Annotated in this window: 14 protein-coding genes; 7 read left to right on the forward strand and 7 right to left on the reverse strand. The window is 52.4% G+C overall.

The window, feature by feature from the left end; genetic code table 11:
• Positions 1-106: 106 nt before the first annotated feature.
• Positions 107-1,228, forward strand: coding sequence for an RNA ligase RtcB family protein (locus BUB06_RS10150; protein ID WP_039470200.1), 1,122 nt, complete (start codon positions 107-109; stop codon positions 1,226-1,228).
• Positions 1,225-1,848 carry a peptide chain release factor H gene (prfH, locus tag BUB06_RS10155; protein ID WP_039470199.1) on the forward strand — a complete coding sequence of 208 codons (624 nt, stop codon included), beginning with the start codon at positions 1,225-1,227 and terminating at the stop codon, positions 1,846-1,848. The genes BUB06_RS10150 and prfH overlap by 4 nt, the downstream gene beginning before the upstream one ends.
• Before the next feature lie 33 nt (positions 1,849-1,881).
• On the opposite strand, the gene BUB06_RS10160 is transcribed toward prfH, so the two are convergent.
• A complete protein-coding gene (locus tag BUB06_RS10160) occupies positions 1,882-2,340 on the reverse strand; it encodes a hypothetical protein (RefSeq protein ID WP_039470198.1) in 459 nt (152 codons plus the stop codon).
• A complete protein-coding gene (locus BUB06_RS10165; RefSeq protein ID WP_039470197.1) occupies positions 2,321-2,656 on the reverse strand; it encodes a hypothetical protein in 336 nt (111 codons plus the stop codon). The genes BUB06_RS10160 and BUB06_RS10165 overlap by 20 nt, the downstream gene beginning before the upstream one ends.
• A gap of 177 nt (positions 2,657-2,833) precedes the next feature.
• On the opposite strand from BUB06_RS10165, the gene bsmA reads away from it, so the two are divergent.
• Positions 2,834-3,142 (forward strand): biofilm peroxide resistance protein BsmA, encoded by a 309-nt coding sequence (gene bsmA / locus BUB06_RS10170; RefSeq protein WP_051982070.1) that lies wholly within the window; start codon positions 2,834-2,836, stop codon positions 3,140-3,142.
• 63 nt (positions 3,143-3,205) lie between these two features.
• Here bsmA and BUB06_RS10175 read toward each other — a convergent pair whose 3' ends face one another.
• On the reverse strand, positions 3,206-3,604 hold the full coding sequence (locus BUB06_RS10175) for a DUF350 domain-containing protein (RefSeq protein ID WP_010294977.1): 399 nt from the start codon (positions 3,602-3,604) through the stop codon (positions 3,206-3,208).
• A 366-nt stretch (positions 3,605-3,970) separates the two neighbouring features.
• Here BUB06_RS10175 and BUB06_RS10180 point away from each other — a divergent pair, with 366 nt between their 5' ends.
• Positions 3,971-5,503, forward strand: coding sequence for a methyl-accepting chemotaxis protein (locus BUB06_RS10180; protein WP_010294980.1), 1,533 nt, complete (start codon positions 3,971-3,973; stop codon positions 5,501-5,503).
• A 56-nt stretch (positions 5,504-5,559) separates the two neighbouring features.
• Here BUB06_RS10180 and rlmB read toward each other — a convergent pair whose 3' ends face one another.
• From rlmB to nsrR, 3 genes are all read right to left on the reverse strand, one after another.
• Positions 5,560-6,291 (reverse strand): 23S rRNA (guanosine(2251)-2'-O)-methyltransferase RlmB, encoded by a 732-nt coding sequence (gene rlmB, locus BUB06_RS10185; RefSeq protein ID WP_010294986.1) that lies wholly within the window; start codon positions 6,289-6,291, stop codon positions 5,560-5,562.
• Positions 6,292-6,376: 85 nt separating this feature from the next.
• On the reverse strand, positions 6,377-8,833 hold the full coding sequence (gene rnr, locus BUB06_RS10190) for a ribonuclease R (RefSeq protein WP_039470196.1): 2,457 nt from the start codon (positions 8,831-8,833) through the stop codon (positions 6,377-6,379).
• 41 nt (positions 8,834-8,874) lie between these two features.
• The gene (nsrR, locus tag BUB06_RS10195) at positions 8,875-9,300 is read right to left on the reverse strand and encodes a nitric oxide-sensing transcriptional repressor NsrR (RefSeq protein WP_010279087.1); all 426 of its coding nucleotides are present in this window, start codon (positions 9,298-9,300) and stop codon (positions 8,875-8,877) included.
• Between the two features lie 295 nt (positions 9,301-9,595).
• Between nsrR and BUB06_RS10200 the strand changes: the two genes are divergently transcribed.
• Both BUB06_RS10200 and BUB06_RS10205 read left to right on the forward strand, forming a co-directional pair.
• On the forward strand, positions 9,596-11,167 hold the full coding sequence (locus BUB06_RS10200; RefSeq protein ID WP_039470195.1) for a methyl-accepting chemotaxis protein: 1,572 nt from the start codon (positions 9,596-9,598) through the stop codon (positions 11,165-11,167).
• Between the two features lie 533 nt (positions 11,168-11,700).
• Positions 11,701-13,533: a sensor domain-containing diguanylate cyclase gene (locus tag BUB06_RS10205; protein ID WP_010294991.1), complete on the forward strand. Its 1,833-nt coding sequence runs from the start codon at positions 11,701-11,703 to the stop codon at positions 13,531-13,533.
• On the opposite strand, the gene BUB06_RS10210 is transcribed toward BUB06_RS10205, so the two are convergent.
• Positions 13,502-14,518, reverse strand: coding sequence for a type IV pilus twitching motility protein PilT (locus BUB06_RS10210; protein ID WP_039470193.1), 1,017 nt, complete (start codon positions 14,516-14,518; stop codon positions 13,502-13,504). The genes BUB06_RS10205 and BUB06_RS10210 overlap by 32 nt on opposite strands.
• A gap of 21 nt (positions 14,519-14,539) precedes the next feature.
• On the opposite strand from BUB06_RS10210, the gene BUB06_RS10215 reads away from it, so the two are divergent.
• Positions 14,540-15,253 carry a YggS family pyridoxal phosphate-dependent enzyme gene (locus BUB06_RS10215; protein WP_039470192.1) on the forward strand — a complete coding sequence of 238 codons (714 nt, stop codon included), beginning with the start codon at positions 14,540-14,542 and terminating at the stop codon, positions 15,251-15,253.
• Positions 15,254-15,310: the final 57 nt, after the last annotated feature.

Raw genomic sequence — 15,310 nt, forward strand, 5'->3', positions numbered from 1 at the left:
TTTGCAGGACATCTCGGGACTAATTCCGCATTCTTTTCCGCTTTGCGTTATCCCCCCAGCTGTAGCCTGCCTTACCCTATTTTTAAATTGATCAGCAGGATGATCTATGGGCAATGCTATTCGCTCTATTTCGGCGCGCGTCAGTGTGATCGCGACGGAAAATACCTGGATTGAAGATAAAGCAATCCAACAGCTTCAAATTACATCACAACTTCCCGATATGGTTCGCGTGGCCGGCATGCCAGATTTGCATCCGGGCCGCGGTTACCCTATCGGTGCCGCCTTTTTTTCACAACAGCGCTTCTATCCGGCGCTGGTCGGAAACGACATCGGCTGCGGCATGGCGCTATGGCGCACGAGCCTGAATGCCAACAAAATTTCGCTGGATAAGCTGGAAAAACGTCTTGGTAATATCGATGGGCCACTGGAAGACGATATCGATATTCCCCCATCGCTGGCGGATTTTCGCTATTCACTGGGCACCATCGGCGGCGGTAATCATTTTGCGGAATTGCAGCAGCTTGATGAAATTTATCAGCCAGAGACGCTGCACGCTCTGCACATCGATCCTAAACAGCTACTGCTGCTTGTGCATAGCGGCTCGCGCGGATTAGGACAAACCATACTGGAAGCTCACGTGCGGGAATTCGGCCACCAGGGGCTTGAAGCCAACACGCCTGCCGCTGAGGCCTATTTGGAACAGCATCAGTTCGCACTGACGTTTGCCACCCACAATCGGCGGCTGATCGCGCAGCGGATGCTGGAACGCTGGCATACGGAAGGCGATGCCGCACTGGACGTGAACCACAATCTGGTGACACCGGCAACGATTGAGGGCATTTCCGGCTGGCTGCACCGCAAAGGCGCGACGCCTGCCGACTGCGGCCCGGTCATCATTCCCGGCTCGCGCGGTGATTACAGCTATATTGTGCAACCCATTCCCCACGCAGACAGCCTCTATTCGCTGGCACATGGTGCAGGTAGAAAGTGGATGCGTACGGAGTGCAAGGATCGGTTGTCTTCACGTTATAGCGTCCAGCAGCTGGCGCGAACTCGCTTCGGCAGCCGCGTGATTTGTCAGGACAGGCAGCTGATTTTTCAGGAAGCACCGGAAGCCTACAAACCCATAGATAGCGTGATCGGTGCAATGCAACAGGCGGGATTAATCACGCTGATTGCTCGCCTGAAACCGGTACTCACCTACAAAACGCGCGGGGAGGACAAATGATATTGCTCCAACTTTCCGCTGCGCAGGGGCCGGACGAATGCATGCTGGCAACCGCAAAGGCTTTGCAGGCTCTGACGCGAGATGCTGCGCAGCAAGGTATCGAATGTGAAGTCATCGAAACCGAAGCAGGAAAACGTTCCGGTACGCTGCGTTCAGCCTTGGTTCTGTTAAACGGTGAACAGGCGGAACCGCTGGCGGCCAGCTGGTGCGGTACGCTTCAGTGGACGTGCAATAGCCCCTGGCGCAAAGGTGGCGGACGCAAGAACTGGTTTATCGGCATCGCACGCTTTCATCAGGAACAGGCGTTTGCCGATAACGAGATTCGCTTTGAAGCCACCAAGTCTTCCGGTCCCGGCGGGCAGCATGTGAATAAAACCGAGTCTGCCGTCCGCGCCACGCATGTCGCCAGCGGCATCACGGTGAAGGTGCAGAGTGAACGTAGCCAGCACGCCAACAAGCGTCTGGCATGTTATCTCATCGCCTATCGTCTGGAAGCGTTACAGCAACAGCAGCATGCTGAACTACGGGCACAGCGGCGTCTATTCCACCACCAGATAGAACGCGGCAATCCGGTAAAAGTCTTCAAAGGCGAGGACTTTACGCTGGTCGTCTCGCGCTAACCTAAACTCACGGGCGGTACCCACTGCCGCCCGTTATTTCCTCTCGGAAATGGCCTTAAAGTATTGGGATAAGCTGAACGGTGTCTGTAAACCCGGCAGCTCACCGAGTCGATTAAGTTCATCACGATGTGAGGCTATCCATTGCTGCTGCAAGGGCTTCAACGTCGTTGCCCGCGCCGCAATGAGCGTATCCAAGAAATCTCGCTTGCCTTCCACCGCCAAATGGAATGCTTTTATCGCCAGTTTATTCACTTCACTTTCGGTACAACGATTCATCGCCTGTTCATTCAAATAAACAAGCGCGGTGGTTTTATCCTCGTTGTTTAACGTCCAGAACCAGTCGTTTGCAGACGGCAGCGCGACAGGGCTATCCTTCCCCCGCTCACGGCACTGCTGATAGATCGAATCTAATTCGTGTAATGAAGGTTCGGCTGCGTGTAGATAGCCAGCAATAAAGAAGAAAAAGATAAACCTACTTATTGTACGATGCATAGACACACTTCCAGAATTCGGACTCTCCTCCTACGGAAGACCACGCCATTGGCTCTACTACCTGATCCAATTTATGCCTGAGAATATTCGGTATACCAGCCATCGCTTGACCGTAAAGTTCCCAATCATAATCGCTAACATTATAAGTGACGTCTTTAGCACTACGTGGATCGCTGAAAATACTGTAAAGAGGGGTTGTTGAAACAGCGAATGCTAGTCGGTTTGCACTATCAACTAGTATGTTGATTTGTTCGATTGCCTCTACCGAACGAGCACTTAAGGTGAGTTCCTTGATCTGACAAGTGGCAATTCCCATGCCCTACTCCATCCAAATAAATGACTACAGAAATCTGATCGTTTAATCCAGAGTTCATACCCATAGACAGATTAAAATAGTCAATTATTAACAATCTGGTCAACCCAAAATAAGCCTTTATAGTGGATTTTGTAATAGTGCTACACTCCCGCTATCTACCCCTGTCAGGCTGAAACGATGAACCTCGTGCGGATACTTTTCTTACCCTTAATACTGATGCTGTCCGGCTGCCAGATCATACAAGGGAAGCCCGTCGCGGCACCGCCTCCTGCGGAGAAAGCACTCGAAATTCGCTATGCGCAAACCAGCCAGTTGGAAAAAATGGGGACGATTTCGGTTAACGTGCGCGGAAACGCTGATGATGTGGATCGCGCCCTTCAACAGAAAGCCGATGCCTCCGGCGCACATTATTATGTGATTGTGCTGAAATCCGAGGCAGCGACACTCCCGGGCATATGGTTCGCTCGCGCCGTACTGTATCGCTGAATCTAAGGGACACGCAGTAAAACAATACCGGGCAGATCCCCGGTATTGTCATGACACGGAAAATTAATACGACATACACGCCGCATTCAGAATCCCGCCGCTGAGCGAAGCGGCACAGAGAAAGGCACCAGAAGCGATATCGTTATTCTGGATATGCTGGCTGAGGCGCGGCATATACAGGCGCACCGCGAAATAAATCAGCAATTGCACCACCAGCGCGACTGCGCCCCAGGTAATGTAATCCACCAAACTCACCGAGTTAATCGCCGCACTGGAAAGCGGGATCACATAGCCAATTAACGCCCCACCAAACCCAATGGCAGCCGTAGCATTGTTTTCTTTAATCAGCGCCCACTCATCATGCGGCGTGACGCGGGTGTAAATGAAAAGAAAAGCCAACACCATGGCAAATCCGATAAAGAAATAGGACGCGAAAGCGAGTAGCGACGTAACAATAGGCATAGCGATATTCCTTTTAAATGAGCCCCGTTGGCGCATCAGCAATAATAAGAGGAAGCATGAAGAATATAGATGATTCTTGCATAGCAAAGCGTTTATACATGACTTTACGTGATAAGCAATGCAGGAATCCCCAACGGAGCGCTTTATCCCCCCGGCCATCATATCCGCACGAGTCTTCTCACATTTTTTAAGAAAACGGATAAGCATTGCGCCTGAAATGCCGATAACCGATAAGGTATTTTTTATCAGTTAGATAGTGCCTGCTTCACATTCATCACCTGCTTTTTATGCAAACACACAACAACAACTAATCCGTTATTGACCTGCGATGACGGTAAATAATTAATGAACGAAAGGAAGAGGTTTATGCTGCGCTGGATGTCATTTCAAAACCTGTCTGTAACGCGAAAGTTATTGGTAGGGTTTGGTTTATTGCTCATTATGGGAGTCATCCTCTCCATGGTCGGCTTTTACGGATTATACAATAGCGACCAATCGTTAAAACGCATCAGTCGTCTTGGTGCCATGTATGACAAAACCGTTGTCGCACGGGAAGGTAACTTCGGCTATGCACTGGAGCGTAAAGCACAGTATCTGGAACAGCACGACAGTGCGATCGGTAACATTAGCGAAGAACTCTCAACGCTGCTGAAAGCGATCGACACAGGCGATTGGCCAACGGAAGATAAAAGCACCATTCAGGATATCAGCGCATCACTCAACGCCTATATTACACAGCGCCAGCAGGTTATGAGCCCGGATGTCAGCCAACAGCGGCTCAGTGAATTAAACGCTCAGATGGCGGTGTTGCAGGAAAATATCAATAAACTTTACTTCACGGAAGAGACCCGCGCGGGCCGTAACGTCATTAGCAGCGATATACAGCTGGGCGTGATTACGCTGATTGCCATCATACTCGGTCTGACCACGGCCATTGTTATCTCGCGGCAGATCGTTCGCCCGCTACATCAGGCGTTACACGCCACCCGTGCGATTGCGGAAGGCGATCTCACCGTACAGCTTCACAACGATCGTCATGATGAATTAGGCCAGTTGATTTCAGCCATGGGGCAGATGAACAGCAACCTGCACAGCATGATTGATAAAATTCGCCTCAGCGCAAACCAGATTTCCTATGCTGCTGGGGAAATTTCTGCCGGTAACACCGATCTCTCCTCTCGCACAACGCAACAAGCTGCCGCACTGGAAGAAACCGCCGCCAGTATGGAACAGCTGACGTCAACGGTGAAACAGAATGCCGATAACGCCCATCAGGCCAACCGACTGGTTATGGATGCTTCTGACACCGCGAATCAAGGGGGAGAGCAGGTTTCTAAAGCCGTCAACACCATGCACGATATCGCGCAAAGCTCCCACCGCATCGCTGAAATTACCTCAATGATCAACAGCATCGCGTTTCAAACCAATATCCTGGCGCTCAATGCTGCGGTAGAGGCGGCGAGGGCAGGTGAGCAAGGCCGTGGTTTCGCCGTTGTCGCCAGCGAAGTGCGTAATCTGGCACAGCGCAGCGCGCAGGCGGCCAAAGAGATCGATACGCTCATTGGTGAGTCGGTTTCGCAGATTAATAACGGCGCGGCGCTCGTTAACGGTGCGGGGAAAACGATGGAAGGGATTGTCCATTCAGTGACGCAAGTCCACGCCATCATGAAAGACATTACTACCGCGTCGGACGAGCAGCATCGCGGGATTTCTCAGGTCGGTCAGGCCATTATAGAAATGGATCAGAACACGCAGCAAAACACCGTGCTGGTGGAGCAATCCTCTTCTGCCGCTCAGTCGCTGGAACAGCAGGCGATCGTACTTTCTGATGCAGTGTCTGTTTTCCGGCTTTTACAGCCTTCGCAACACGAGGTTCGCAGGCTGACATCTGCGGCATAATCCCAACGACAGCGGGGTGCCTCATGGCACCCCGCTGCTATCAATCACCGTGCTGATTACGCCCGTTGGCGAACAGCCTCAAACAGACACACGCCAGTCGCAACCGACACATTCAGTGAAGACACGCTGCCCGCCATCGGAATACTGATCAGTTCATCGCAGTGTTCACGAGTCAAACGACGCATACCTTCCCCTTCCGCGCCCATCACCAGCGCCAGCGGCCCGGTCAGTTTGCTTTGGTACAGCGTATGATCCGCTTCCCCCGCCGTGCCAACGATCCAGATATTACGCTCCTGCAACAGGCGCATCGTACGGGCCAAATTGGTCACGCTGATAACCGGTACGGTTTCTGCCGCACCGCAGGCCACCTTCTTCACCGTCGCATTCAGTTGCGCGGAACGATCGCGTGGCACAATCACTGCGTGCACGCCAGCCCCATCCGCATTACGCAGGCAAGCGCCCAGGTTGTGTGGATCGGTCACGCCGTCCAAGATCAGCAGGAAAGGCGTTTCCAGATTGTCTAACATCGCAGGCAGATCGTTTTCCTGATATTTCCGCCCTTCTTTGACTTTCGCTACGATCCCCTGATGCACCGCGTCTTCAGCCTGCTTATCCAGCCATTGGCGATTCGCCACCTGAATGACGATGCCATGCGCTTCCAGTTCCGCAATCACAGGCTGAAGGCGACGATCGTCGCGCCCTTTCAGAACAAAAACTTCCAGAAAACGCTGTGGATCGCGCTCAAGCAGTGCCTTAACCGCATGGATACCGTAAATAATTTCGCTCATTGATACTCTTCAAATTGTGTAAAGCGAGATAACATTCGTCTTGCGGGTTGTAGAGACCGAAGCCTCTACAACGTCAAGCCGTTCGTTATTCCTCAGATTTCTTCTTTGCTCGTTTAGCCTTCGTCGCGGCGGCAATTTTACGCGTTTTTTCCGCGTTCTTTTTCGCTTTATCGCGGTTCTTTTTCGGCTTGGCTTTTGACTTATCCGACTGCGCGCTGCTATCGCCTTCTTTGCGGAATGCAGCATCCGGCTCAAAGTTTGCCGGCGCTTTGCTCGCGCTGCGACGACGTCGAGCTGGCTTGGCCTCACGCGAATCCGGCTTCTTCACACGGTCGCGTGCCGTTTTACCTTCGCCGCGCACCTTGCGCGTGCTGGAAATCAGCGCGAAATCAATGTTGCGCTCATCCATATGAACAGCTTCAACACGAATTTCGACTTCATCACCCAGACGATAAACCTGCCCGCGCGATTCGCCGATCAACCGCTGTCCGATATTATCGTAGCGGTAGTAGTCATTATCCAGCGTGGAAACGTGCACCAGCCCATCGATAAACAGATCTTTCAGGCGCACGAAGAAGCCAAAACCGGTCACACTGGCGATAATCCCCGTAAAGACCTCACCCACGTGATCCTGCATAAAGTCGCATTTCAGCCAGTCCGCAACGTCACGCGTCGCTTCATCCGCACGGCGCTCCGTCATCGAGCAATGCATACCCAGCTGTAGCATTTCGTTAATGTCGCTATGCCAGCCGCCCGTTGGCGTCCAGCGCTCATGACGATCGCTCAGCAGATACTTAATGGCGCGGTGTAGCGACAGGTCTGGATAACGACGAATCGGCGATGTGAAATGGCCGTAAGACGTTAATGCCAGACCGAAGTGGCCTCGGTTCTCTGGGTCATAAATCGCCTGCTTCATTGAACGCAGCAGCATAGTTTGCAGCATTTCCCGATCGGGACGGTCAGCCAACTCATTCATCAATTCTGCGTAATCTTTCGGCTGTGGCTTCATTCCGCCTTTCAGCGTCAGCCCCAGCTCACCCAACACGCTACGCAGGGCTAAGACATGGTCTTCACTCGGCTGATCGTGTACGCGGAACAGCGCAGGTTCTTCGTTTTTCTCCACAAATTTCGCGGCAGAGATATTCGCCAGAATCATGCACTCTTCGATCAGCTTGTGCGCATCATTACGCACCACCGCTTCCACACGCTCGATACGGCGTTCAGCGTTGAAAATGAACTTCGCTTCTTCCGTTTCAAACGCGATGCCGCCACGCACTTCACGCGCGTGTTCAAGCGCCTTGTACATGCGGTGCAGCTCTTCCAATCCACCGACCAGCGGCTTGTAGTGCTCGCGCAGCTCGGCGTCGCCTTGCAGAATATGCCACACTTTAGTGTAGGTCAGGCGCGCATGCGAACTCATCACCGCTTCATAGAACTTATAGGACGACAGCTTACCCTGCGCCGAGACGGTCATTTCACAGACCATACACAGGCGATCGACCTGCGGGTTAAGCGAACAGAGTCCGTTCGACAGCACTTCCGGCAGCATCGGCACCACCTGCGACGGGAAGTAGACCGAGGTGCCACGCGCCCGCGCTTCATGGTCGAGCGGCGTATTCGGCCGGACGTAATAGCTCACGTCCGCAATCGCAACCCATAAGCGCCAGCCACCGCCACGTTTCGGTTCACAATGCACCGCGTCATCGAAATCGCGAGCATCTTCGCCGTCAATGGTGACCAGCGGCAGCTTACGCAGATCCACACGGCCTTTTTTCGCGGCTTCCGGCACCTCTTCGGAGAGATCTTTTACCTGCTCTTCCACTTTAGGTGGCCAGGTGTGCGGAATATCATGAGTACGCAGGGCGATATCCACCGCCAACCCGGTGCCCATGTTGTCACCGAGGATCTCGACGATTTTACCCACCGCTTTCGTGCGGCGCGTGGCGCGTTGCGTCAGCTCAACTACCACCACGAAGCCCATGCGAGCGCCGTTAATTTCTTCTTTCGGGATCAGAATATCGAAGCTCAGGCGGCTATCATCCGGTACGACGAACCCGACACCGGCATCGACAAAATAGCGGCCGACAATTTGTCCGGTACGCGGTTCCAGCACACGCACAATGCGCCCTTCACGACGTCCTTTACGATCCGCACCCAGCGGCTGTGCCAACGCCACATCGCCGTGAATCGTCCGTTTCATCTCTTCAGCCGACAGATAAAGATCGTCTTTGCGGCCTTCCACGCGCAGGAAGCCGAAACCATCGCGGTGGCCAATGACCGTACCGCGCAGCAGATCGAGCTTTTCCGGCAACGCATAGCACTGACGGCGGGTAAAGATAAGCTGACCATCACGCTCCATCGCACGCAGGCGGCGACGCAGCGCTTCGAGTGCTTCTTCTCCGGTTAATTGCAGGTCGGCGGCTAATTCTTCTCGGCTAATCGGGGTATCGCGCTTGGCGATGTGCGCCAAAATATATTCACGACTGGGGATGGGGGATTCGTATTTTTCTGCTTCTCGTTCCAGGAATGGATCTTGTGACATTGCGGTTCCTCCGTTGTCATCAGCAGGAGGCTGAACAAAACTCATTCAACCAACAATAATTTATAAAGCGGCGGGTTTTCTTTGACCATATCAGCCAGTGTGTATTGATCCAGCTCATGCAGGAAATTTTGTACCGCCTGTTGAAGCACCTGCTTTAAGCGACAGGCTGGCGTAATGTGGCAAAACTCATGGCTACAGTTAACCAGCGTGAGCGGCTCCAATTCGCGCACGACATCGCCAATTCGGATGGTTTCGGCCGGTTTTCCAAGACGGATACCGCCATTTTTGCCGCGCACGGCCATCACCAACCCAGCACGACTAAGTTGATTGATAATTTTGACCATATGATTACGGGACACGCCATACACTTCTGTTACTTCCGAAATGCTGGTCATTTTCCCGCCCGGCAGCGATGCCATGTAAATCAGCGCCCGCAAACCATAATCCGTAAAACTTGTTAACTGCACATAAACCTCGGATACCTCTGGGTATCATTGACTGGCGTATTGAGTACGCCCCTGAAAAACCAACGCTATTAACAGATAATAAACCAGGCGTAAACGCTACGGCTAATTATTTATACCCTTTGTGTTGCGGGGAGCTCTCGACTACGCCCTTCTTGCCTGACCCTTTTTACGCCTGCCATATCTTTTTAATTTTATCTCACCGCAACACAGATGACGTATTCTCTTCCATTGCACACACCACATCCAATGATGACTAGGTTATCACCCACGAAGGCGGCGTAAGGAAAAGGACACCATGGGGTTGAAAAATATTTCTATTCGTACCGGCTTATTAACGTTATTGCTGCTAACCACCCTGTTGCTGCTTATCGTCAGCAGCATGGGCGTAGTCGCCATTAAGAAAGACAGGGAAACGCTGACAGCACAAAATCAGATTCAGGGCATTGAGCTCGGCAACCTGATGAGCGGCTATAACCAGACGCTCAGCGCAAGAGCCTCGGCAACGCTCGCCGTCAGGAAGATCGAAATTGGCCTGCTGGACGACGGCGCCAAGGAAACCGGGGTCGTCGAGAAACATCTGCGCCAATCGCAGGAAGACATTGAACGCGTGATCAAATCAGCCAATGCCGATCCCAAACAGCAGGCGCTGGCGCAGGACGTATTGAAAACCTATCAGGCCTATTTTCAGCAGGGCATGACGCCGATGCTGAGCGCACTGCAAAAACAGTATACCGACGAATACTATGAAGTTCTGGAAAAACAGCTCGGCCCGCTGAGTGAGGCCTTTGATTTGTCGATCCAGAATTTCCGACAGTATGCTCAGCAGCTTTCCGAACAGGGTCTGGCACAGTCCGAGCGCAATGAGCGCATCATGCTGCTGCTCATTGCCATTGCCAGCCTGTTATCTATCACGCTGGTGGTATTAGCCTGGGTCGCACTGCGTCACATGCTGCTCAAACCGCTGGACTATGCCATTGAGCAGTTGGAGCAGGTTGCTAGCGGTAATCTGACACGCCGCCTGATTCAAGGCGGAAACAACGAACTGGGGCGGCTCAATGATGCCATCGGCCGTATGCAAGGGGCGCTGCTGGAGTCGGTTAGCCAGGTGCGCGATGCCAGCACGCAAATCGATCTAGGTAGCCGCGAACTGTTTGAAGAAAACGCTCAGCTTTCCCAACGCACCGAGGAATCCGTTGCTGCACTGGAACAGACCGCAGCGAGCATGGAGCAACTGAGCGCGACGGTGAAACTTAATGCCGATCGCGCAGAACTCGCACATCAGCTCGCCAATAACGTCTCGAACACCAGCAGCCGCAGCAACGAGTCCGTCTGTTACGTCATTGAAAAAATGCAGGAGATCGCCACCAGCGCCAAACGCATTAATGACATTCTCAGCGTTATTGACGGCATCGCGTTCCAGACTAACATTCTGGCGCTGAACGCTTCCGTCGAGTCAGCGCGCGCAGGCGAACAAGGTAGAGGCTTTGCTGTCGTCGCCGGAGAAGTGCGTAATCTGGCGCAGCATAGCGCACAAGCGGCGAAAGAGATCCGTGCATTGATTCTAGATTCCCAAACGCGCGTGTCCGAAGGGCTTCAATTAGCCTCTAAAGCGGGTGAAACCATGGACGAAGTGACCGACGAAATCATCCGTATTACACAGCTGATGCGAGACATTTCCACCGCCACGCAAGAACAGCATCGCGGTATTGAGCAGGTTAACGTCGCCTTCACACAGATCGATAAGGTCGCTCAGCACAACGCACAGCTCGTCAAAGCCTCATCCGCGACGACGCAGTCGCTGGAGCAGCAGTCCCAGCAGTTGATGCGGTCTATGGCGCTATTTCAGGTAGACCCTCGCCTTTCCTAATTTACAGATGTATTACACCGCCTGTGGTCAGCCCAACGCCGATCACAGGCCTTCCGCTGAATCGCCCACGCCCTATTTACGCCGCATATCCTCTCAAAAATCGAATAAATAATGACAGAAGGCAGGAACCCTCTTCCCTCTTCACACACCTATTTCATAGGTATACTTTCAGATAATTTGAGTATTATTTTTTTACCGCTATTCTCTGTTTTTACACATAAGCGTATAAATAGAGTTTCCGCGTAAAAACGGCAAAATCAATTACGGAAATACATTGAATAAAAAGACAATGAGAGACATCTCTTATTGGTAATATTCATCATGCGTTCTAGGTTATTAATTACCTGTTAATATAATATTTATTAAATTAATTAATAGCAGGCTATTTTATTAATTCACTCCATTGATTTTCGCGTAAAAAAGGGAGACGGTCGATCGCCCGATAACATCACAGATGGCTTCATGATAAAACGAATGCCTCTGACAACAGCGAATCAAGGGTAAAGACAGAAAGAATATAGGCAAATATAAACATGAATAATCAGTCAGTTGATGTTGATTTGATTACCAGGTTTGACAATGAAGCCAAACTGCACGCGCTCAATTCCGTTTATGCCATCGCCGAATTCGACCTGGCAGGGAAATTGATTGAAGCCAATCCTCTTTTTTGCAAAATGCTGGGCTACAAAAAAGAAGACATTATTCAGAAAAACCACACGCTTTTTCTGCCAGAAGCACAGCGTCAAAAACATGAGCATTTCTGGCACGATGTAATTAAAGGGAATATTAACGCAGGGGAATTCCAACGGAAAACCCAAAAAGGAGACATCATTTGGCTCCACGCCGCCTATACGCCCATTATTGATCATTCAGGTCGCCGCGTTGGCGTCATAAAACTGGCGCTTGATATTACTCAGGAAAAGCGTCTGATGTCGGAGCACCGGGCACAGTTAGACGCGATTGAAAATTCGCAAGGCGTGATCGAGTTTGATAAAGACGGCTATATTACTCACGTCAATAAACACTATCTGATGCTGACGGGCTACGAAGGGAAGGAAATTCTCGGCCTGCACCACAAGTCACTCTGCGATCCTCTTTATACCGAACAAGCCGACTATCAAACATTCTGGGAAACCTTGCATCGCGGTCACCCTATCAGCGGGCGCTTCCACCAGTTGGGCAAAGACAGCCATTCATTCTGGATACAGGCGACCTACAGTCCGGTTATGGATAGCGACGGTAATGTGAGAAAAATCATTAAATATGCTCACAACATCACGCAAAACGTCGAAACCGAAAAGAGAGCCCATCAGCAAGGCATCATTCTCGATATCCTGCTGTCAGTCCACGACAGCTTTCTGCTCGACCACAATCTGCCTTCCGCCTGCGATAAAGTCTTTGAGCGGCTGCTGAGCGTCACCAACAGCACCTTCGGCTTCATTGCCACATTGCAGGAAGATGAAAACGGCCAGTCGCTCTATCTTCCCGCAATCTCCAACCTTGCCTGGGATGAAGAAACCCTGAACTGGTACAGGCACCAGCGCAGAACCCACGGCGGCCTGAGGCTCCGTAAACTGGATAATCTGTTTGGCCACGTGGTGACCCACAATACGGTGGTGTGCACCAATAACCTGCTGAGGCAAAAGGCTGGCCGAGACCTTCCGCCTATCCATCCCGCGCTATATTCCCTGCTTGGGATTCCGATTACCCACAACGGTAAAGCGATCGGGATGATCGCACTGGCTAACCGCCGGGAAGGTTACGATCAAACGATGATCGAACTACTGGCACCGCTGGTGAAAACGCTCGGCATCATTATTCATGCGCGTTCGCTTGAGGATGAACGCACGCAGATAGAAGCGTCTCTGCGCTTTAACGCGGGACATGATTTTCTTACCGGACTGCCGAATCGCAGCAGCTTCTTCGAACAGGCCAGCGCCTTTTTCCTCCTCAAGCAGCAAAGCCAGCACACGGACAAAGGCTGTCTGGCGATCATCGATATCGATTTGTTCAAAAACATTAACGATCAATACGGCCATCTGGCTGGCGATGCCGTCCTCAAAGAGCTGGCGATGCTCATGCGCATGTCGCTGCGTCAGGAAGATCTGGTCGCCCGGCTTGGGGGTGAAGAATTCATCATTCTATTAAAAGAGGTCTCTTATCAAACGGCGGTGGTAACGATTGAGCGTATTCGACAAGCGATTGAGCAGCATACGCTGGAATACGATCGCCAGAATCTGCATTTCACGATCAGCGCTGGCATTGCCGCCTACCGTTCCGATCTTGCCTCCGTTGAGGAGTGGATTCAGTTAGCCGATGAAAACCTTTATGCCGCTAAACGGCAAGGTCGCAACTGTGTGAAATAAGCCCATCCCGACAGCGCTGCTGGTAGCTTTGCTCAAACGTTTGCATTCCCGCAGCGGTTCCCGTCTGAATCAGGCCGGGAAGCTGGTGCGTTTTCCCTTCCCGAATCAGGTTACTGACCGCCGCGGTGGCGGTCAGCACTTCATAAAGCGCGATTCGCCCCCCTTGCTCCGCAGGCAAGAGTTTTTGCGTCACCACTGCCTGCAAACAGGTGGCTAACTGGCTGCGAACATAGGCTTTCTCTTCACCAGGAAAAACGTCAATCAAACGATCGACCGCCTGCGATGCGCTACGGGTATGCAGCGTCGACAACACCAGATGGCCGGTTTCCGCCGCCGTCAGCGCCAGCCGAATCGTCTCCGTATCGCGCAGTTCTCCCAGCAGAATGACATCGGGATCCTCCCGCAATGCAGCCCGTAGCGCCTGTGCAAACGACGCGCTGTGCGCACCGATCTCCCGCTGTTGAATCAGGCAGCGTCGGTTGGTATGGATAAACTCGATCGGGTCCTCCAGCGTAATCACATGGCGATCGCAGCGATCGTTTAACGCCCCAAGCATGGCCGCCAGCGTCGTGGATTTGCCGCTCCCCGTCGCCCCGGTAATCAGGATCAGTCCGTTCGGTTTCTCCAGCAGCGTCGAGAAAACGGGTGGCGCATGTAGCGCATGCAATGAAGGTTGAACGGACGGGATAACACGCAACGCCACAGACAACCCTTCCCGCTGGCGAAACACATTCACCCGCAGGCGTTGTCCATCGGGCAGCATTAATGCCCCATCCACCTGACCAGCCTGCCGCAGTTGCTCGCGCTGAGCCGGTTCAAGCCAGGCATCGCACCATTGTGCCACCTGATCCGGTGTTAAACGTGGTAAGGTATTTTCAGGCTGTAGCCGCCCGTCCACACGTAACACCGGCGGATGACCGCTACAAAGGTGCAGATCCGAGGCATTATGTTTTACACTACGCGCCATCCACTCATCCAACTCCATAGATTAACCTCCTGAATAACCATGACGACAATCCAGCAGAATCTACAGGACATCCGGCAGCAAATCGCCACCGCTGCGGCGCATTGCGCGCGGGCACCAGAAGAAATTACGCTACTTGCAGTCAGTAAAACCAAACCTGTGAGCGCGATCGAAGAAGCCATCGCGGCAGGGCAACGGGCGTTTGGCGAGAACTATGTTCAGGAAGGCGTGGAGAAGATCCATTATTTCCAGGAAAACCACCCGGACACGCCGTTGGAGTGGCACTTTATCGGCCCGCTACAGTCAAATAAAAGTCGACTGGTGGCTGAGAATTTTGACTGGTTTCACACCGTGGATCGCCTGCGCATTGCGCAACGTCTGAGTGAACAACGTCCGGCCACCTTGCCGCCGTTAAACGTTCTGTTGCAGATTAATATCAGCGGTGAACCGAGCAAATCCGGCATTATGGTCGATGAACTCGCGGAACTCGCCGCCAGCGTCGTCGCACTGCCCAACCTGCGCCTGCGTGGCCTGATGGCAATTCCGGCACCGGAAACCGATTATGAGCAGCAGCTTGCTGCTTTCAAGCAAATGGCCGTGCTGTTCCAAACGTTGTCTGCAAATCATCCGCATATTGATACACTTTCTATGGGGATGACGGACGACATGCGCGCGGCGATTACCGCAGGCAGCACATTGGTGCGCATTGGTACGGCAATTTTTGGTGCGCGAGACTATTCAGCAAAAAGCGTATAAACAGTCAGTCAAAAACGAATCAACAGCAAGGCACGCCCTGAACGGCACGTCATCTTT

It is taken from the genome of Pectobacterium carotovorum, from assembly GCF_900129615.1.
Lineage (GTDB): Bacteria > Pseudomonadota > Gammaproteobacteria > Enterobacterales > Enterobacteriaceae > Pectobacterium > Pectobacterium carotovorum.